13 protein-coding genes are annotated in these 20,743 nt (G+C 66.3%); 10 read left to right on the top strand and 3 right to left on the bottom strand.

Annotation, left to right across the window (positions count from 1 at the left end):
* Positions 1-61 precede the first annotated feature (61 nt).
* The 7 genes from INF26_RS02615 to INF26_RS02645 all read left to right on the top strand — a co-directional run bounded on the left by INF26_RS02615 (position 62) and on the right by INF26_RS02645 (position 11,739).
* Positions 62-736 (top strand): SAM-dependent DNA methyltransferase, encoded by a 675-nt coding sequence (locus tag INF26_RS02615; protein ID WP_193529162.1) that lies wholly within the window; start codon positions 62-64, stop codon positions 734-736.
* On the top strand, positions 729-2,321 hold the full coding sequence (locus INF26_RS02620) for an Eco57I restriction-modification methylase domain-containing protein (protein WP_193529163.1): 1,593 nt from the start codon (positions 729-731) through the stop codon (positions 2,319-2,321). Before INF26_RS02615 ends, INF26_RS02620 begins: the two co-directional genes overlap by 8 nt.
* Positions 2,321-5,119, top strand: a complete 2,799-nt coding sequence (locus tag INF26_RS02625) for a DEAD/DEAH box helicase (protein WP_226371811.1) — start codon at positions 2,321-2,323, stop codon at positions 5,117-5,119. Before INF26_RS02620 ends, INF26_RS02625 begins: the two co-directional genes overlap by 1 nt.
* A gap of 123 nt (positions 5,120-5,242) precedes the next feature.
* A complete protein-coding gene (locus tag INF26_RS02630) occupies positions 5,243-5,926 on the top strand; it encodes a DUF3800 domain-containing protein (protein ID WP_193529165.1) in 684 nt (227 codons plus the stop codon).
* Positions 5,927-6,276: 350 nt separating this feature from the next.
* The gene (gene aspS, locus INF26_RS02635) at positions 6,277-8,046 is read left to right on the top strand and encodes an aspartate--tRNA ligase (protein WP_193529166.1); all 1,770 of its coding nucleotides are present in this window, start codon (positions 6,277-6,279) and stop codon (positions 8,044-8,046) included.
* Positions 8,047-8,160: 114 nt separating this feature from the next.
* On the top strand, positions 8,161-9,900 hold the full coding sequence (locus INF26_RS02640) for an ABC transporter ATP-binding protein (RefSeq protein WP_193529167.1): 1,740 nt from the start codon (positions 8,161-8,163) through the stop codon (positions 9,898-9,900).
* On the top strand, positions 9,901-11,739 hold the full coding sequence (locus tag INF26_RS02645; RefSeq protein WP_193529168.1) for an ABC transporter ATP-binding protein: 1,839 nt from the start codon (positions 9,901-9,903) through the stop codon (positions 11,737-11,739).
* 180 nt (positions 11,740-11,919) lie between these two features.
* Here the strand turns inward: INF26_RS02645 and INF26_RS02650 are convergent, their stop codons facing one another.
* Entirely contained in the window at positions 11,920-12,852 is a 933-nt protein-coding gene (locus INF26_RS02650; RefSeq protein WP_193529169.1) for a zinc dependent phospholipase C family protein, read from the bottom strand.
* Between the two features lie 251 nt (positions 12,853-13,103).
* Between INF26_RS02650 and INF26_RS02655 the strand changes: the two genes are divergently transcribed.
* The 3 genes from INF26_RS02655 to INF26_RS02665 all read left to right on the top strand — a co-directional run bounded on the left by INF26_RS02655 (position 13,104) and on the right by INF26_RS02665 (position 17,155).
* Entirely contained in the window at positions 13,104-14,246 is a 1,143-nt protein-coding gene (locus INF26_RS02655) for an ABC transporter substrate-binding protein (RefSeq protein ID WP_193529170.1), read from the top strand.
* A 118-nt stretch (positions 14,247-14,364) separates the two neighbouring features.
* The gene (locus INF26_RS02660) at positions 14,365-16,074 is read left to right on the top strand and encodes an ABC transporter permease (protein WP_193529171.1); all 1,710 of its coding nucleotides are present in this window, start codon (positions 14,365-14,367) and stop codon (positions 16,072-16,074) included.
* 4 nt (positions 16,075-16,078) lie between these two features.
* Positions 16,079-17,155, top strand: coding sequence for an ABC transporter ATP-binding protein (locus INF26_RS02665; RefSeq protein WP_193529172.1), 1,077 nt, complete (start codon positions 16,079-16,081; stop codon positions 17,153-17,155).
* A gap of 187 nt (positions 17,156-17,342) precedes the next feature.
* Here the strand turns inward: INF26_RS02665 and rnhA are convergent, their stop codons facing one another.
* Together rnhA and polA are read right to left on the bottom strand one after the other, a co-directional pair.
* The gene (gene rnhA / locus INF26_RS02670) at positions 17,343-17,819 is read right to left on the bottom strand and encodes a ribonuclease HI (RefSeq protein WP_193529440.1); all 477 of its coding nucleotides are present in this window, start codon (positions 17,817-17,819) and stop codon (positions 17,343-17,345) included.
* 65 nt (positions 17,820-17,884) lie between these two features.
* Positions 17,885-20,566 (bottom strand): DNA polymerase I, encoded by a 2,682-nt coding sequence (gene polA, locus INF26_RS02675; protein ID WP_193529173.1) that lies wholly within the window; start codon positions 20,564-20,566, stop codon positions 17,885-17,887.
* Positions 20,567-20,743: the final 177 nt, after the last annotated feature.

The raw sequence follows: 20,743 nt of genomic DNA on the forward strand, positions 1-20,743 counted from the left end.
ACAGCTAGCCAATCTGATATAGCCTAACTGTTGAACATATCCAACAGTTGAGGCGAAGCGCATGGCAGGGCAGGTCAAATCAAGACAGCGTGTGACGGACTTCGGCGAGGTCTTCACCAACGAGCGCGAGGTCAACGCGATGCTCGACCTCGTGAAGCAGGAGACCGAGCGCATCGAGTCGCGCTTCCTGGAACCTGCCTGCGGAAACGGCAACTTCATCGCCGAGGTGCTGCGCCGCAAGCTTGCCGTGGTCCGGTCGCGCTACCGCAGGAGTCCGGGGGAGTACCAGCGCTATGCGTTCCTCGCCGTCTCGAGCATCTACGGCGTGGAGATCCAGCCGGACAACGCGCAGGAGTGCCGAGAGCGCCTCTACGACATCGTCGAGAAGGACGCGCGCTCGGCGATCAAGGGGGCCGTCGAGCTCGCGTTCCTCGACGCCGTCCGCTACGCGCTGGAGAAGAACATCCTCTGCGGCGACGCCCTGACCCTCAAGGACGCAAACGGCGAGCCCATCACCTTCGCGGAGTGGTCGCTCGTGACGGGCGACCTGGTCAAGCGGCGCGACTTCCTGCTGAGCGAGCTTCTTGAGGGCAACGTCGAGAAGGGCGGGCAGGCGTCGCTCTTCGGTGAGGCCAACGCCCTGTGGGAGTTCGACGAGGAGACCCAGGCCTACATCCCCGCAGCTATACGCGAGTACCCACCCACGGACTATCGGGAGGTGAGCCGCGTTGGCTAACCTTCTAAGGCGCGCGTACAACCCGGACGTCCTCACGTGTCTGGCCAACCTCTCCAACGACGAGGTCTTTACGCCGCCGGAGCTGGCGAACCAGGTGCTCGACCTGCTGCCGAAGGAGCTGTGGAGCGACCCGAGCGTCAAGATCCTGGACCCGTTCTGCAAGTCGGGCGTCTTTCTGCGCGAGGCGGCCAAGCGCTTCATCAAGGGGCTCGAGCCGATCTACCCCGACCTGCAGGAGCGCGTCGACCACATCATGCACGAGCAGCTCTTTGGCATCGCCATCACGGAGCTGACGTCGCTGCTCTCGAGGCGGAGCCTCTACTGCTCCAAGTTCCCCAACGGCCGCTTCTCCGTCAGCGAGTTCGACGGGGAAGAGGGCAACATCCGCTACCGCAACATCCAGCACACGTGGTCGGGCGGAAAGTGCGTCTACTGCGGCGCATTGGAGAAGGTGTTTCGCAGGGATCCGTCACTGGAGTCATATGCATATGAGTTCATTCACGTTAGGAATCCGGAGACGCTATTTGGTATGAAATTTGACGTTATTATTGGCAATCCGCCCTATCAAATGAGTTTTGGACTTGAAGGTGGGAATAGCGCGAACTCAAAATCGATTTACAATCTGTTCGTTAGCCAAGCGCTCAGCTTGAACCCCCGATATCTCTGCATGATTACCCCAAGCAGGTGGATGACGAAAACAGCTCAGGGTATTCCGGAGAGTTGGACTGATTCGATGCTGAAAGATCATCACTTTGAAGTAATCCATGATTTTCCAGATGCCAGCGCGTGCTTTCCAGGCGTAGAGGTCAAGGGCGGCGTTAGTTACTTTCTATGGAACCGAAGCTACAGTGGAAAATGCCACTACTACTACCATGAGCCTAATGGTGCAAAAATCAATGAAAGAATTGACTATCTCGACTCCTTAAATGCCGGGATAGTAATCCGTGATCCACGGGCGATTTCCATCATTCAAAAGATTGCTGCTGTCGAAGGCGAATACTATATCAATCCTGACAATAACTTTTCCGGCCTGGTTAGCCCAAAGCACTTTTTTGATGATGGAAAGGTGCTGACCTCCAATTGGAGAGGCTATGCTTCTGAGCCTGATACTGAGCACGCGATTAAGTACGTAATTAGCAAGTCAGTTACAGGTTCTTCTTCTGGATGGATATCAGAAGAACAGGTGCCGAAGCACCATGAGGTGATTCCTCTTCATAAGGTCTATATCCCAGCTGCAGGTGGTTCGGGAACCGATAGCCAAGTACTTGGCCATCCTGTTTTCGGTGAAGTCAACAGCGTTTGCTCGCAGACATATCTCGTGATTGGTTACAGACCAGAGAAGGCTCTTTCATCGGAAACCGAGTGCAGAAATGTAATGAGCTATATCTCAACTCGGCTATTCCGATTTCTTGTTAGTGTGAAAAAGAAGACTCAAAATGGACCGCGAGGGGTTTACCAATTTGTGCCGCTTCAGGATTTCACGCGCTCTTGGAGTGATGAAGAGCTTTATGAGAAGTACAAGCTAAGCAGTGACGATATAGCTCTGATTGAAGAGACGATTTCTCCGATGGACTTGGAGGGATGATGGCTTCCTCCTTCTTCCCCCAGCGCCCCGACGTCCATCCGCAGGTCTATGCCTATCGCGACCTCTATAGCGAGCATGACGGTCTCCTCAAGGTCGGTTTCACGCAGCATGACGTCGAGCGGCGCGTGGCGCAGCAGTTCCCGGTGATTCAGCCCGGCGAGGTCAAGCCCTACGAGATCGTCTTCTCCGAGTCGTCCATGCGCGACGACGGAACCTCCTTCACGGACCATGACGTCCACAAGCGGCTGGTCGCAAACGGCGTGGAGCCCGTGGGCGGCGAGTGGTTCCGCTGCACGGTGGAGCAGGTGCGCAACGCCTGGCTCGAGGTGCGCGACCGCAAGGACTACGAGAGCCGTCGCACGGAGAGCTTCTCCATGCGCCCCGAGCAGCGCGCCGCGGTGGAGAAGACCGAGGCCTACTTCAGGAGCTGCGAGATCCCCGGCTCCCACAACGCGCCCAAGTTCCTCTGGAACGCGAAGATGCGCTTTGGCAAGACGTTCGCCACCTACGAGCTCGCCAAGGACATGGGCATGAAGCGCGTGCTCGTGCTCACGTTCAAGCCGGCGGTCGAGGCCGCCTGGCAGGAGGACCTCGAGTGCCACATCGACTTCGACGGCTGGCAGTTCGTCGCGCGCGACGTGCGCACCTACGAGGAGTGCGACCTCTCGCGGCCCATCGTGTGCTTCGGCTCGTTCCAGGACTACCTCGGCGTGAACCGCGAGACGGGCGGCATCAAGGCCCGCAACCAGTGGGTGCACGACGAGGACTGGGACCTCGTCGTCTTTGACGAATACCACTTCGGCGCGTGGCGCGATTCTGCGAAGAAGCTCTTCTCGGAGCAGGACGACGACCGCGTGGACGACGCGGACGACGCCATGGCGGCGAGTGACGGCAACGCGCTCAACGAGACCTGGCTGCCCATCCAGTCACGCTTCTACCTCTATCTCTCTGGAACACCGTTCCGCGCGCTCAACTCGGGCGAGTTCATCGAAGACCAGGTCTTCAACTGGACCTACTCAGACGAGCAGTCCCACAAGGAGAGCTGGGTCGGGGCGGACAACCCCTACGAGACGCTGCCGCGCATGGTCCTCATGACCTATCAGATGCCGGACTCCATCACACGCATCGCCCGCCAGGGCGAGTTCGACGAGTTCGACCTCAACGTGTTCTTCTCGGCGGAGGGGCGCGGCGCGGCGGCGCGCTTCAAGTACGAGGAGTACGTGCAGAAGTGGCTCGACCTCATCCGCGGGTCGTTCAAGGAGACGGCGGTCGACGACCTCAAGAGGGGCGCCGAGAAGCCCCCGATGCCCTTCTCGGACGTGACCTTGCTCTCCACGCTCACGCACACGCTGTGGTTTCTGCCCAACGTGGCGTCCTGCGAGGCGATGGCCAACCTCCTCGCCCAGCGGCAGAACACGTTCTTCCACGACTACCAGGTAATCGTTGCGGCTGGGAACAAGGCGGGCATGGGCGTGGGCGCGGTCTGGCCCGTGCGGCACGCCATGGGTGACCCGCTCGCCACCAAGACGATCACGCTCTCGTGCGGCAAGCTCACCACGGGCGTGACCATCAAGCCCTGGAGCGGCGTGCTTATGCTGCGCAACCTCAAGAGCCCCGAGACCTACTTCCAGACGGCGTTTCGCGTGCAGAGCCCCTGGACCACGGTCACCGAGAAGGGCGAGACGCAGATTCTCAAGCAGCAGTGCTACGTCTTCGACTTCGCCCTCGACCGTGCGCTGGTCATGGTCTCCGACTACAGCTGCCGGCTCTCGGTCGACGAGACGAGCCCCGAGCGCAAGGTGGGGGAGTTCATCAAGTTCCTGCCGGTGCTCGCCTATGACGGCTCCACCATGCGCGAGGTCAACGCCGCCGACATCCTCGACACCATCACGGTCGGGTCCTCCGCGACGCTGCTGGCGCGCCGCTGGGAGAGCGCGCTTCTCGTCAACGTGGACAACGACACGCTGCGCCGCCTGCTCGGCAGCCCGGAGGCCATGCGCGCCCTCATGAGCATCGAAGGCTTCCGCAGCCTCAACTCCGACATCGAGACCATCATCAACAAGTCCGAGGCCGTGAAGAAGGCCAAGAAGGAGAAGGAGTCGCTCACCCCCAAGGAGAAGAAGCAGCTCTCCGAGGAGGAGAAGGAGTTCAAGAGCAAGCGCAAGGAGATCCAGGAGAAGCTCATCAAGTTCGCGACGCGCATCCCCGTGTTCATGTACCTCACGGACTATCGCGAGCAGTGCCTGAAGGACGTCATCACGCAGCTCGAGCCGGGGCTGTTCAAGAAGGTGACGGGTCTGGAGGTGCGCGACTTCGAGCTGCTGGTCTCGCTCGGCGTGTTCAACGATGCGGTCATGAACGACGCCGTCTACAAGTTCCGTCGCTACGAGGACGCGAGCCTGTCCTACACGGGCATCGAGCGCCACTCCTACGACGCGAGCGTGGGCCTCTTCGACACGGCGCTCTCGCGCGAGGACTACGAGGAGATGAAGCGGCGCGACTCGCGGGTGGAGCCGGAGGTCGCGGTTCCTCAGCTGGTGGAGCCGACGATCGTCGTCGAGAAGAGCGCGCCCGAGCCCGCGGCGGAGGCTTCCATTGCGCCGTCCGTTGCGATGCCCGCCCGCCCTTCTCGCCAGCAGCTTGACTCGGTCGAGGTCGGCGACGTCGTGCGTCACAAGGCGTTCGGCGAGGGCACGGTGGTGAGCCTCGACGAGGGTCACATCGTCGTCCACCTGGGCGGCAAAGACCGCATGTTCCCGTTCCCTGGAGCGTTCGAGCAGGGGTTCCTGGGGCTGTAGACCATCTACGGCGGTCGCGCGTTTGAAGTGCGCCCAGTGTGGTATAAGAGAAGTGGGCCCTTCGGGGTCTTCCAAGCGCCGGGGGCGTTTCCCCCGGCATTTTTTATATCGAGAGGGGCCGAGTTGCGAGAGCAGAGCGTCTTCGTGGATGAGTCTGGAGCCGACGGCTTGGACTCGGACTACTACCTCCTGACGCTTGTGTTCCATGACCAGAGTGTGCCATTGGCCGACGGTGTTTCTCGGTATGAGCAGAGCCTCGCGGCGCGCGGACTTCCCAATCTGCCCTTTCATGCCTCACCCTTGATGAACGGACACGACGACTACTCCTTTATGAGCGTGGAAGATAGGCTGCGGCTTCTTGCGGCGTTTCGCGTTCTGTTCCGATATCTCCCCATCCGCTACAAGACCTTCTCGTACCGAAAGCGTGAGTTTGCGGATGCCGAGCACCTCTCTGAGCGGATGCGTCGGGACGTGGTCAACTTCCTCTTTGACAATCTCGACTACCTGCAGCAGTTCGACCGGGTGAAGGTCTACTATGACGGCGGTCAGCACGCGGTGACGCAGGCGATCCACGATGCGCTCGAATACGCGCTCGCGCGCGAGGCGGTGGTGTATCGAGCCGCCACGCCTTCCGAGTACCGACTCTCGCAGGCGGCCGACTACGCCTGCGCGGTCGAGCTGACGGCGCTCAAGTACCAGGCTCACGAGGAGACCGCCACCGACCGTCGCTTCTTCGGCTCGTGGGGAACGTTCAGGAGAAACGTCCTCAAGACGGTGCGCAAGAAGGCGTTTGCGAGCACTCCGTAGGGTCCTTCTCGCCGCGCGGGTTAAAACTACCTCATTGTCCCCGTTCTTCTCGGCGCTTGGGTTAGAAATACCGGCTCGTCCCCCCTTCCCGCGCGGTTTCGACGGGGACGACGCGGTATTTCTAACCCGGACGGGCTCTCGGAGGGGGACGACGCGGTATTTCTAACTCCGACGGTGAGAAGGGCCGTGCGCCCGGCGCGATTATTGTGCTTCGGTTACGCCCGCGCCCCGCCCCGCCTGCCCGTAGTACAATCACCCCCGCTGCGACGTGCGCCGTCTACGTGCGTCGCGGCCATCCGGAAGGCGCCGCCCGTACGGCACGGGGCGGCAGGACGAGAAAGGCATTGCAGATGGACTCCCACACCATGCACACCCACACCTGCGGCGAGCTGCGCCGCGACCACATCGGCCAGACGGTCACGCTGACCGGCTGGGTCTGGCACCGCCGCGACCACGGCGGCCTCATCTTTGTTGACCTGCGCGACCGCGACGGCGTGACGCAGGTCTCCTTTGACCCGGAGCACTCCGGCGGCGAGGCGTTCCACGCGGCCGAGACCATCCGCTCCGAGTGGCCGATCAAGGTCACCGGCGTCGTCCGCGAGCGCCCCGAGGGGATGGACAACCCCAAGCTCGCCACCGGCGAGGTCGAGGTCCTCATCGACCAGATCGAGGTCCTCAACTCCTCCAAGACGCCGCCCTTCCAGATCGAGGACCACGTGGACACCTCCGAGGACGTCCGCCTGCGCTACCGCTACCTGGACCTCCGCCGCCCGCGCATGACGGCCAACCTCAAGATGCGCTCCGACTTCACCTTCGCGCTGCGCCAGGCGCTGCACGACCGCGAGTTCCTCGAGGTGGAGACCCCGGCGCTCTTCAAGTCCACCCCCGAGGGCGCGCGCGACTTCCTCGTGCCGTCCCGCACCCAGCCCGGTCACCTCTACGCGCTGCCGCAGTCCCCGCAGCTCCTGAAGCAGCTCCTCATGGTCGGCGGCGTGGAGCGCTACTACCAGGTCGCCAAGTGCTTCCGCGACGAGGACCTGCGCGCCGACCGCCAGCCCGAGTTCACGCAGGTGGACATCGAGATGAGCTTCGTCGAGCAGGATGACGTCATGGGCGCGCTCGAGGACGTGCTGTCCGACGCCTTCGCCAAGATGGGCGTCGAGATGCCGCGTCCGCTGCGCCGCCTGGACTACTGGGACGCGATGGACACCTACGGCTCCGACAAGCCGGACACCCGTTTTGGCATGGAGCTCCACGACGTGACGTCGATCTTCTCGGCCTCCAAGTTCAAGCTCTTCGCGAGCGCCGCAGCGACCGACGGCCAGTACGTCAAGGCCATCAACGCCAAGGGCGCCGGCGCCTGGCCGCGCGCGCAGATCGACAAGCTGGCCAACGTCGCCGCCGAGTTCGGCGCCAAGGGCCTCGCGTGGATCGCGTTCCGCGAGGACGGTTCCGTGAACAGCCCCATCGTCAAGTTCTTCTCCGACGAGGAGATGGAGGCCCTCAAGGCCGAGATGGGCGTCGAGCTGGGCGACCTCGTGATGTTCGCCGTGGCCGACCGCAAGACCTCCGACGAGATCCTGGGCGGCATGCGCCTGCACATGGCAAACGCGCTCGACGTGCCGCGGGAGGGCCACGACTTCCTCTGGGTGGTCAACTTCCCGCTCTTCCACTGGGACGACGAGACCAAGCGCTACGAGGCCGAGCACCAGCCCTTCACCCTGCCCACCGAGCTCGACGTCGAGAAGATCAAGGCCGACCCGCTGGCCATCGGCTCCGCGACGTACGACTTCGTCATGGACGGCTGCGAGGCGGGCGGCGGCGGCATGCGTATCCACAACTCCCAGATGCAGCTCGACATGCTCGAGCTCATGGGCTTCACGGTGGAGCGCGCCCGCGAGCAGTTCGGCTTCCTGATGGACGCCCTCGAGTACGGCGCGCCCCCGATGGGCGGCTTCGCGCTCGGCCTCGACCGCGTGTGCATGCTGCTCGCCGGCGAGGACTCCATCCGCGACGTCATGGCGTTCCCCAAGACGAGCTCCGGCAGCGACCTCATGTCCGACGCGCCGAGCGAGGTCTCCTCGAAGCAGCTCAAGGAGGTCGGCCTGCGCCTCCTGTAGCAAGCGACAAGAACGTCCGCTCCGGGCCCGTCTCCGCGCGATCGCGGCGGCGGGCCCGTTCTTCTCGTCCGCCCGTTGCGCTATAACGGTGTAAGGCGACGGTAAGGGGGCGGCTTGGACGGCGTGCGCCTCATAGCGCGGTTCCTGGGGCCGTATCGGCGGGACTTCCTGCTGGCCGTGTTGTGTGTGGCCGCCGAGACCTCGCTCGAGCTCTTCATCCCGATTCTCATGGCGCAGGTCGTGGACCAGGGCATCATGGCCGCTGACCTGCACGTGGTTCTCGCCAACGGCGCCCTCATGCTCCTCTGTGCGGCGGCCGCGCTCGCGCTGGGGCTGGCCTACGCGCGCTTCTCGGCCCGCGCCGCGATGGGCCTGGGCGCCAACCTGCGCGCGGCGGAGTACGCGCACCTGCAGACCTTCTCCTTCGCCAACATCGACGACTTCGAGGGCTCCTCGCTCGTGACCCGCCTCACCACGGACGTCACCGTCGTGCAGAACGCGCTCGTCACGGGCACGCGCCCGCTCGTGCGCGGTCCGTCGGCGCTGGTGGCGGGCATCGTCTACGCCTTCGTGATGTCGCCGGAGCTCGCCGTAGTGTTCTGCGTGGTCGTGCCGCTGCTTGCTGTCGCCATGTTCTCCGTGGTCGCGCGCGTGGCGCCGCGCTACCGCGTGCTGCAGCGCGCGATGGACCAGCTGAACGACGCTCTGCAGGAGGACCTCGCCGCCATCCGCGTGATCAAGGCCTACGTGCGCGAGGGTCACGTCGCCGAGCGCTTTGCCGCCGTGAACGAGCACCTGGCAGACACGGCCACGCGCACCTTCCGCACCGCGGTCCTGAACGTCCCGATCCTCCAGGGCGCCATGTACGCGACCAGCGTGGCCATCCTGCTCTTCGGCGGGCAGATGATCCTCGCCGGCACGCTCACCGTGGGCGCGTTCACGGGCTTCATGAGCTACGTCCTGCAGATCGTGAACTCGCTGATGATGATCTCCAACGTCTTCCTCATGCTCGCCCGCGCCGTGACCAGCGTGGAGCGCGTGAGCGAGGTGCTGGCCGAGGAGCCCACGCTCGTCTCGCCGCCGGGCGCGCTTACGGACGTGCCGGACGGCTCGGTCGTCTTTGACCACGTCTGCTTCAAGTATGCCCAGGACGCCGAGAAGGACGTGCTCTCGGACGTCTGCCTGGACATTTCCGCCGGCTCCACCGTGGGCGTGCTCGGCGGCACGGGCTCGGGCAAGACCACGCTCGTGCAGCTCGTGGCGCGGCTCTACGACGTGACTGCGGGCGCGGTGCGCGTGGGTGGTCACGACGTGCGTGCCTACGACCTCGCGGCGCTGCGCGATGCCGTGGCGGTGGTGCTGCAGAAGAACGTGCTGTTCTCCGGCACGGTTCGCGAGAACCTGGCCTGGGGCGACGCGGACGCCACCGACGAGCAGATGCTCGAGGCGTGCCGGCTCGCCCGCGCGGACGAGTTCCTGGAGCGCATCGGCGGGCTGGACGGGGTGCTCGGCCAGGGCGGCGCCGGCGTCTCGGGCGGGCAGCGCCAGCGCCTGTGCATCGCGCGCGCCCTGCTCAAGCACCCGCGCGTGCTCATCCTGGACGACTCCACGAGCGCCGTGGACATGGCCACGGACGCCGCGATCCGCGAGAACCTGGCGCGCCTCGCGGGGGTCACCAAGATCGTGATCGCGCAGCGCGTGGCGTCCGTGATGGACGCCGACAAGATCGTGGTGCTCGACGACGGGCGCGTCCACGCGTGCGGCACGCACGAGGAGCTTCTCGCCACCGACCCCATCTACCAGGAGATCTACGAGTCGCAGGTCGGCTCCGGGATCAGCGGGGAGGTGTCCTAGATGCCCGCTCGCGGAAACGCAGCTCCCTCGCGGCCGCACGACCTTCTCGCCACGCTGCGCGAGCTCCTGTCCTACATGAGCCACGCCCGCTGGCTTATGCTCGCGGTGGCCGTGCTCGTCACGCTGGCCGGTCTTGCCAACCTGCTCGGCACGTACATGATCAAGCCCGTCGTGAACGCCGTGGGGGAGGGCGACCAGGCGGCGTTTGCCCGCGGCGTGGCGGTGGCCGCCGTGATCTACGTGGTGGGCGTGGCGTCGGCCGCGGGCTACACGCAGCTCATGGTGCGCGCGGCGCAGCGCGTGGTCTTTGACGTCCGGCGCGACCTCTTCGCGCACATCGAGCGGCTGCCGCTCTCGTTCTTCGACCGGGCGCGCCACGGCGACGTGATGAGCTACTTCACCAACGACGTGGACACGGTCTCCGAGGCCCTCAACAACAGCTTCGCCAACCTCGTGCAGGCGGCGGTGCAGATCGTGGGCACGCTTGTGCTGCTGCTCGTGCTGGACTGGCGCCTCACGCTGGTGACGATTGCGTGCGACGCGGCGATCGCGCTCTACGTGCGGTTCTCGGGCGGGCGCAGCAGCCGGTTCTTCTCGCGCCAGCAGGCCGAGCTCGCCGGGCTCGACGGCTACGTGGAGGAGATGATCGCCGGGCAGAAGGTCGTGAAGGTCTTCAACCACGAGGACGCCAACGTCGCGCGCTTCTCCGAGCTCAACGAGCGCCTCCGGGCGGCAGGCACCACGGCGCAGTCCTACGCGGCCACGATGGTGCCGGTGACGGTCTGCGTGGGCTACGTGAACTACGCGATCGTGTGCGTGCTGGGCGCTCTTCTCGCCGTGCGCGGGCTTACGGACGTGGGCTCGCTCGCGAGCTACCTGGTCTTCGTGCGGCAGGCGGCCGCTCCGCTCAACCAGTTCACCCAGCAGGGGAACTTCCTGCTCACGGCGCTCGCGGGTGCGGAGCGGATCTTCTCGGTCATGCGCCTTGCGCCCGAGGTGGACGAGGGCGAGGTGCGCCTCGTGCACGCCGACGACGTGGAGGCCGCCCGCGCCGCCGCCGGTGCCGCGGGCTGGGCGTGGGAGATCTGCGGCGAGCACGTGCCGCTCCAGGGAGACGTGCAGTTCTACCACGTGGACTTTGGCTATGAGGAGGGGCAGACCGTGCTCGCGGACCTCTCGCTCTACGCCAAGCCGGGCCAGAAGATCGCCTTCGTGGGCTCGACGGGCGCGGGCAAGACCACGATCACCAACCTCATCAACCGCTTCTACGAGGTGCGCTCCGGCGTGATCACCTACGACGGCATCGACGTGCGCGACATCGAGAAGGCGTCCCTGCGCCGCTCGCTCGGCATCGTGCTGCAGGACACGCACCTCTTTGCGGGGACGATCGCGGACAACATCCGCTTCGGCAAGCTGGACGCCACCGACGAGCAGGTGCGCGCGGCGGCCCGGCTTGCCTGCGCGGACGGCTTCATCTCGCGCCTGCCGCGCGGCTATGACACGCCCGTGGTGGCGGACGGCGCCAACCTCTCCCAGGGACAGCGGCAGCTCCTGGCCATCGCGCGGGCGGCCGTGGCGGACCCGCCGGTGCTGATCCTCGACGAGGCCACCTCCAGCATCGACACGCGCACCGAGGCGCTCATCCAGCGCGGCATGGACGCGCTCATGGCGGGACGCACGGTCTTCGTGATCGCGCACCGGCTGAGCACGGTCCGCAACGCCGATGCGATTATGGTGCTGGAGCACGGGCGGATCGTGGAGCGCGGCACGCACGAGGAGCTTCTCGCCGCCCGCGGCGAGTACTGGCAGCTCTGGACCGGCGCCAAGGAGCTGGACTAGGTGCGGGCGGCGGCTCTGGTTAGAAATACCGCGTCGCCCCCCTCTGGGAGCCCGTTCGGGTTAGAAATACCGCGTCGTCCCCCTCCAAACGTCTCAAAAAAGGGGGACGATGCGGTCGTTTTAACCCGCACGCCGAGAAGAACGGGGACGATGCGGTCGTTTTAACCCACGCGCGCCGCGTCAGTCGTCGGAGCCGGGGCGCCCCTCGTAGTTGACGCCGCCCACGAGCTCGCGCAGCCGGGCCTCGTCGCCGCGCACGAACGCCTCGGCGAGCGCCGGGTAGGCGAGGCGCGCCTCGTCGAAGAGGTCGGCGAAGGTGTCGGTGCGGGCCTCGCCCGTGAAGGGGTGGCGCCACGCGCGGCGCTCGAGGTTGGCGGCGGCGCACTCGTCCGTGCGGCGCACGTAGTGGGCCGACGCCTCCAGGAGGGAGTGCGGGCGCACGAGCCGCTCGGCCGCGCCCAGGAGCCGCGCGCGCACCGAGCCCGCCGGCTCGACCGCGCGGTAGAGGAGCTCGTAGTCGCGCACCGCCGCGCCGTACTCGCGCGGCCCGACGACCGTGCCGTACACCGACAGCGCGACCTGCGAGAGCAGGGCCCCGGCGACGCGCTCGGTGCGCGGCGTGCGCATGAGGTTGCCGGCGGCGGGCCGCTCCTCGGTCGTGGCGCGGCGCTTCTCCCACAGGATCCAGGAGTCCAGGTCGGACTCGATCACCGCGTGCACCTCGCGCTCGCTGCCCGCGAGGCCAGTCCCGGCCGCCGCGATCGCCCGCTCCTGCGCGATCACGAAGGGGTGCGTCGCGCGGTCGAGCGCGTAGTGCCCCAGCAGGCCGAGCGCGAATGCCCGCCCGATCCGCCCGTCGGTGACGGGGAGGTGGCCGACGCCCTCGCGCACGGCGAGAAACGTCCTCGTGACGCGACCCGACTGGATCCTCTCCGCGAGCTCGCGGCACGCGGCGACGCGGCCGGGCAGCGTCGAGAAGCGCGCGAAGAGCGGGTCGGGCCCCTGGTTGCCCAGCAAAAACGCGATCAGCTCCTCCTCGCCGGTGACGAGGCCGGCGGGCAGCTCGGAGGCGATGTCCTCGCCGAATATGTGGTGCGTGATGAGCGCGGGCATGGGCTTCCCTTCCGACGCGCGGTGCTTCTCGGCAGTACCACTAGGGTAGCGCATCGCCGGGTTGGGGGAGCGCCGAGAAGGGCCGCGCCCCGCGGTCCGCACGGGCAACGATGCCCACGTGAGGCGCACCGTCCGCCCATTACATCCGCCGCTTGCCGGAAACGTTGTGTAAGCAATCCGTAAGCGCACTATAAAGAAAGACGGGAATGAGCCCCGCGTCCGCGGGGCGGCTCGAAGGGAAGGAACAAGCTATGGCTAACGTCTCTCGTAGGAACTTCATCGCCGCAAGCGCTGCCACGGTCGCCGGTCTGGGCCTCGTCGGCTGCGGCGGTGGCGGCGGCGAGCAGCAGGCCGCCGACGGCCAGGTCGCCGAGAACAGCGTCGGTGCCTCCGAGGACCTCATCAAGGCCGCCCAGGAGGAGGGCACCCTCGTCGTCTACGGCTCCTGCGAGGAGGACTACCTCGCGGCCGCCTGCAACCACTTCAGCGAGCTCTTCGGCATCGAGGTCCAACAGCAGCGCCTCTCGACGGGCGAGGTCCAGGCCAAGATCGAGGAGGAGAACGGCAACCCCTCCGGCGACGTCTGGTTCGGCGGCACCACCGACCCGTACAACGTCGTGACCGCCGAGGGCCTGCTCGAGCCCTACGCCGCCGCCAACGCCAGCCACATCACCGACCCCAAGTACCAGGACGCCGACGGCAACTGGTACGGCATCTACACCGGCCTGCTGGGCATCATGTACAACAAGGACGAGGTCGAGCGCCTGGGCGTCACCCCGCCGGCTGACTTCGCGGACCTCACCGACCCGCAGTACAAGGGTCTGATCTGGTCCTCCAACTACAACACTGCCGGCACCGCTAAGCTGATCGTCAACACGATGATCCAGAAGTACGGCCACGACGAGGGCATCCAGTTCCTCGTCGACCTCGACAAGAACGTCCAGGTCTACACCAAGTCCGGCTCCGGCCCGTCCAAGAACATCGGCACCGGCGAGTGCACGATCGGCCTCGGCTTCCTCCACGACGGCATCTTCCAGATCGTGGACCAGGGCTACGAGAACATCGAGCTCGTCGTCCCGTCCTCCGGCACCTCCTGCGAGGTCGGCGCCACGGCCATCTTCAAGGGCTGCAAGCACCCCAACGCCGCCAAGCTCTGGATCGAGTACGCCCTCTCGCCCGAGTGCGTCGAGCTCGCGGCCCAGAACGGCTCCTACCAGTTCCTGGTCATCGACAACGCCGAGCAGCCCGAGATCGCCACTGAGTTCGGCCTCGACCCGAACAACACGATGGACTACGACTTCGAGGATGCCAAGGCCAACACCGACACCTACGTCGCTGAGGTCATGGAGGCCCTCGGCGGCGGCGACGACCGCTTCGAGACCGAGGACGCGTAAGGCCTGAGGTTCTTCTCGTCCCACGTTGACGCGGTCACGTGAGCAACAGCGCGCCGGGCGGGTGCACAATCATCCGCCCGGCGCTCGCACGTCGGAACCACACGAGGAAGGCCCGCTTATGGCAAGATCGCAAAGTGCCTCTCTTGACAGGAAGAAGCTCCTGGCAGATCCCATCATGGTCACCACGATCGTGGTGCTGATCGCGTTCCTCACGCTGTTCATCCTCTACCCGCTGGCGATCCTTCTGGTGGACAGCTTCATCACCGAGCGCGGGCCGAGCCTGGAGGTCTTCCAGCGCATCTTCGAGATGCACACCTTCACCACGGCCATCACCAACACGCTCTCCGTCGGCCTGCTCGTGAGCGTAGCCTCTGCGCTGGTGGGCCTGCTGTTCGCCTACGTCGAGGTCTACGTGAAGCTGCGCACGCGCTTCCTCTCGGGCCTCTTCAAGGTCGTCTCGATGCTGCCGGTGGTCTCGCCGCCGTTCGTGCTCTCCCTCTCGGTGATCATGCTCTTCGGCAAGGCCGGCATCATCACGCGCTACCTGCTTGGCATCTACGACAACTCGGTCTACGGCTTCTGGGGCATCTTCGTGGTCCAGACGCTCACGTTCTTCCCCGTGTGCTACATGATGCTGCGCGGCCTGCTCAAGAACATCGACCCGTCGCTCGAGGAGGCGGCGCGCGACATGGGCGCCTCCCGCTGGAAGGTCTTCACGTCCGTCACGCTGCCGCTCGTGCTCCCGGGCCTGGGCAACGCGTTTCTCGTCACCTTCATCGAGTCGATCGCCGACTTCGCCAACCCCATGATCATCGGCGGCTCCTACGACACGCTCGCCACGACGATCTACCTGCAGATCACGGGCGCCTACGACAAGGAGGGCGCGGCCGCGATGGCCGTCGTGCTCCTGTGCATCACGCTGCTCATGTTCATCGTGCAGAAGTACGTGCTCGAGGCCAAGAGCACGGCCACCCTCACCGGCAAGGCCTCGCGCGCCCGCATGCTGATTACCGACCGCTCCGTGACGCTGCCGCTCACCATCCTGTGCGGCGTCATCGCCCTGTTCGTCGTGATCATGTACATCTGCGTGCCCTTCGGCGCCCTGTTCAAGACCTGGGGCTACGACTTCACGCTCACGCCCAAGTGGTTCATCCAGGTCTTCGAGCGCTACCACGGCCTCGAGGCGTTCCGCGACTCCTTCGTGCTGTCGCTCATAGCCTCGCCGCTCACGGCGCTGCTCTCGATGATTATCTCCTACCTGGTGGTCAAGCGGAACTTCCGCAGCAAGGGCTTCATCGAGTTCGTCTCGATGCTCGCGATGGCCGTCCCCGGCACGGTCCTGGGCGTCGGCTTCATCCGCGGCTTCTCCGCTGGCGTCTTCCGCACCGGGTTCCTCCAGGGCCTCTACGGCTCGGCGGCCATCCTGGTGATCGTCTTCATCGTGCGCTCCCTGCCCACGGGCACGCGCTCGGGCATCTCGGCGCTGCGCCAGATCGACAAGTCGATCGAGGAGAGCGCCTACGACATGGGCGCGGACAGCTTCACGGTCTTCCGCACGGTGACGCTGCCGCTCATCAAGGACTCGTTCCTCTCCGGCCTCGTGACCGCGTTCGTGCGCTCGATCACGGCCATCTCCGCGATCATCCTGCTCGTGACCCCGCAGTTCTTCCTCATTACGGTGCAGATCAACGAGTTCGCCGAGAAGGGCTCCTACGGCATCGCGTGCGCGTTCGCCACGATTCTTATCGCCATCACCTACGGCTCGGTTCTGCTCATGAACCTCGCCATCAAGCACTTTGGAACCAGCAAGTACACCGAGGAGGCATAACGTCATGGCCAAGGAGAAGAAGGGCGTGCGCCTGGAGCACGTCTCCAAGATCTACCAGGACCCCAAGACCAAGAAGGACTTCTACGCGGTCCACGACGCCAACATCGACATCGCCCCGGGCGAGTTCGTGACGCTGCTCGGCCCCTCCGGCTGCGGCAAGACCACGATCCTGCGCATGATCGCCGGCTTCGAGAGCCCGGACGAGGGCGAGATCTACCTCGGCGGCGAGCCCATCAACGAGCTCACGCCCAACAAGCGCGACACCGCGATGGTCTTCCAGAGCTACGCGCTGCTCCCGCACTACAACATCTTCGACAACGTGGCCTACGGCCTGAAGCTCCGCAAGCTGCCCAAGGAGGAGATCTCCGAGAAGGTCCACGCGATCCTCAAGCTCGTCGGCCTGGAGGGCATGGAGGACCGCATGACCAACCAGCTCTCCGGCGGCCAGCAGCAGCGCGTCGCGCTCGCCCGCGCGCTGGTGATCGAGCCGGGCGTGCTGCTCTTCGACGAGCCGCTCTCCAACCTCGACGCCAAGCTCCGCGTTGACATGCGCAACGAGATCCGCCGCATCCAGCAGGCGGCCGGCATCACCGCCATCTACGTCACGCACGACCAGTCCGAGGCCATGGCGCTCTCCGACAACATCATCATCATGAAGAAGGGCGTCGTCGACCAGATCGGCGACCCGCACACGGTCTACTACCACCCCGTGGACGAGTTCGTGGCCGACTTCATCGGCGAGTCCAACTTCCTGCGCGGCACGCTCTCCGAGAAGGACGGCGAGTCCGGCGTGGCCACGATCGAGGGGCACTCTGTCGAGGTCGCCAGCGTCGGCCACCTCTCCGTGGGCAACAACTGCGTGCTCGTGCTGCGCCCCGAGGCGGCGCACCTCACCGACGAGGGCGTGCTCCCGTGCAAGGTGACGCTCTCGCGCTTCATGGGCAACTACCAGAACTACCAGGTCATGGTCGGCGACACGCTGGTCAAGATCACCGACTTCAACCCCAAGAACCACAAGATCTACGAGGTCGGCGACGAGGCCTTCGTGAACTTCACGGCCGACGACGTGCACGTGCTCTAGGCACCGCGTCAGGCGAGAAGAGCGTGCGGCAGCGGGCCGTCCCGGAAGCGTCCGGGGCGGCCCGTTCTTCTCGCCGGGCGAAAAAGGCGCCGAGAAAGACATTTCGCCCAAAACGAGGCCCCTGGGGGCCCGATTTTGGTCAGGTTGTCTTTCTCGGCGTGACCGGGGCGCGGGGAGGCGAGAAGAACTATCCCTCGAAGCCGGCGTCCTCCAGCAGGTCCGCGCCGTCGGCGGCGGCCGTGGCCAGCTCGTCGCAGCGCTCGTTCTCGGGGTGGCCGGCGTGGCCCTTCACCCAGACCCACGCGACCTCGTGCGGCTCGCAGGCCGCGATCAGGCGCTGCCAGAGGTCCACGTTCTTCACGGGCTGCTTGCTCGCGGTCTTCCAGCCGCGCCGCTGCCAGCCCGCGATCCAGTGCTGGTTGAAGGCGTTGACCACGTACTGCGAGTCCGTCGTCATCGTGACCGCGCACGGGCGGCGCAGCGCCTCGAGCGCGACGATCGCGCCCAGGAGCTCCATGCGGTTGTTGGTCGTGCGCCGGTAGCCGGCGGAGAGCTCGCGCTCGTGCGCGACGCCGTCGGGACCGGTGTAGCGCAGGACCGCGCCGTAGCCGCCCGGCCCCGGGTTGCCGCGCGACGAGCCGTCCGACCACGCCTCCACGCGCATGAGCGCGCCATCCGCGCCCTTCTCGCCAGCTCCGCCGGCGGCAGCGAACTCTGCCCAGCTTGCCACTACTTTGCCTCCGCCCAGTTGGCGCCGTAGGAGACCTCGGCCACCAGCGGCACGGAGAGCGTGACCACGCCCTCCATTGTCTCGCGTACGAGCGCGCTCACGGCCTCGACCTCGGACTCGGGGACCTCGAGGTCCAGCTCGTCGTGGATCTGCAGCACGAGCTTGGACGCCAGGCCCTCCTCGTGCAGGCGCCGCTCCACCTGGACCATGGCGAGCTTGATGATGTCGGCGGCGGTGCCCTGCATGGGGTGGTTCATCGCCGTGCGCTCGCCGAAGGCCACGAGCTGGCGGTTGCGCTGCTGGAACTCGCGGATGTGGCGCTTGCGCCCGTAGAGCGTCTCGGCGTAGCCGCGCTCGTGGGCCACGCGAACGGCCTCGTCGAGGAAGGCGCGCACGCCGGGGTAGGCGGCAAAGTAGCGGTCGATCATCTCCTGCGCCTCGGCGCGGCCGATCTTGAGCGAGCTCGCCAGGCCGAAGGCCTGCTGGCCGTAGACGATGCCGAAGTTCACGGCCTTGGCGCGGCTGCGCAGCTGCGGCGTGACCTCGTCGATGGCCACGCCGAAGACGCGCGCCGCGGTGGCGGCGTGGAAGTCCGCGCCCTCGCAGAAGGCCGCGATCAGGTGCTCGTCGCCGGAGAGGTGCGCGAGCAGGCGCAGCTCGATCTGCGAGTAGTCGCAGGCGAGAAACACGTGGCCCTCGGGCACCGTGAACGCCTGGCGCACGCGGTGGCCGAGCTCCGAGCGCGTGGGGATGTTCTGCAGGTTGGGGTCGGAGCTCGAGAGGCGCCCGGTGGCGGTGACCGTCTGGTTGAGCGTGGTGTGGATGCGGCCGTCGCCGCGCACGAGCGCGGGCAGGGCGTCGAGGTAGGTGCTCTTGATCTTGGAGCGCTCGCGGTACTCCAGCACGTCGGCCACGATCTCGTGCTCCGCGGCGAGGTCGGCGAGGACTTTGGCGTTGGTGGAGTAGTAGCCGCGCTTGGTGCGCTTGAGCCCGTAGGTGGGCAGGCCCAGCACGTCGAAGAGGACGTGGGAGAGCTGCATGGGGGAGTCGATGTTGAACTTTTCGCCGGCGGCCGCGTGGATCTTCTCGACCATGCCGGCGATCTCGCCGCCGAGCTCGGCCGACTGCGCGGCGAGCACGCTCGTGTCCACGCCGAGGCCCGCGCGCTCCATCTGCGCCAGTACCGGCAGCAGCGGCATCTCCATGTCGTCGAACAGGCCGGCGGAGCCGTCCTTCTCGAGGCGCTCGCGCAGCACGCCCATGAGGCGCAGCGCGCAGACCGCGTCGAGTGCGGCCGTGGGGAGCTCGTCGGTGGGGGCGGGGAGGGGCTCGGTCAGGAAGGCCTCGCCGAGCTCGGGGAGCTCGAAGCTGCTCCGCTCGGAGTCAAGCAGGTAGGCCGCGACGGCGACGTCGAAGATCCGCGCGGGGTCGACCTCGTGCGGGTCCACGGCGGCGGGCTCGGAGGAGTCCGCGGGGCAGACCACGTGGAGCAGCGCCTTGACGTCGCCCGAGACCACGCGCCCCTCGCGGAAGAGGCGGGCGAGAAGGGCGTCCGCGGCGTCGCCCTCGACGCGCATGACCTTCTCGTCCGTCGCGCACCAGAGCACGTGGGAGAGGCCGAAGAGCGCCCCCTCGGCGCGGTCGTCGTCGACGGCGCAGCCGACCCACGCCCCGGCGGAGAGGGCCGCCTCCAGGGCCGCGACGGCGTCGTCGCCGGCGAGGGGCGCGGGGAGCTCCGCGGTTGCGGAGGGCGTCGTGCCCGCGCCGAGCGCTTCGTTCGCCGCGGCCACGGCGTCCGAGCCGGCCAGGCGAACGAGGCGCGTGGTCATGCCGGTGAAGCCCAGGGCGGAGAAGGCGCGGGCCACCTCGGCCGGGTCGAAGGTGGGGAAGCGCGCGTCGGAGAGGTCAAGATCGATCGGCGCGTCGGTGCGGATCGTGGCCACGCGGCGGCTGAGCAGGGCGTCGTCGATGTGGGCGCGGAGGTTCTCGCCCATCTTGCCCTTGACCTCGTCCGCGTGGGCGATGACCTCGTCGAGACTGCCGTACTGCACGATCAGCGCCGCGGCCTTCTTGGGGCCGATGCCGGGAACGCCGGGGATGTTGTCGGAGGTGTCGCCCTTGAGGCCGTAGAAGTCCGGCACGAGCTCCGGCGTGATGCCGTGGTAGAGGTCCTCGACCGTGGCGGGGTCCATGATCATGACCTCGCTCACGCCCTTCTGGGTGGAGACGATCTTGACGTGCTCGGTGGAGAGCTGGTACATGTCGCGGTCGCCGGTGAACAGCAGCATCTCGTAGCCGGCCGCCTCGCCGCGGCGCGCCAGGGTGCCGAGGATGTCGTCGCCCTCCCAGCCCTCGAGCTCGGCCACGGGGACGTCGAGCGTGCGCAGCAGGTCCTTCACCATGGGGAACTGCTCGTGCAGCGCCGGGTCCATCGGCGGGCGCTGGGCCTTGTACTGCGGCAGCATCTCCATGCGCACGCGCGGCTTGCCCTTGTCGAAGGCGCAGATCACGCCATCGGGGTGGAAGGTGTCCACCATCTTGATGAACATGTTGAAGAAGCCGAAGAGGGCGTTCGTGGAGCGCCCGTCCGGCGCGTTCATTGGCTGGCGGATCGCGTGGAACGCGCGGTGCATGAGCGAGTTGCCGTCGATGACGGCGATGGTGCGGGTGGCGTCAGACATGGGGGCCTCCTTGTGGTTGCCCCTCGATTGTAGGCGAGAAGGGCGACGGAAACCTGTGAGGCGGAGTTGCGTCGTCGCCGGCGGCAAGGTCCGCCGCGAGTTCTTGGCGCGTCCTCTGCGCCAAGATGTCTGAGCGCCGGACCTTGCCGCCGGCGGCGGGGCGAGCCGTGCGTTTCG

The sequence above is a fragment of the Thermophilibacter gallinarum genome (assembly GCF_014982725.1).
In the GTDB taxonomy this organism is placed as follows: domain Bacteria; phylum Actinomycetota; class Coriobacteriia; order Coriobacteriales; family Atopobiaceae; genus Thermophilibacter; species Thermophilibacter gallinarum.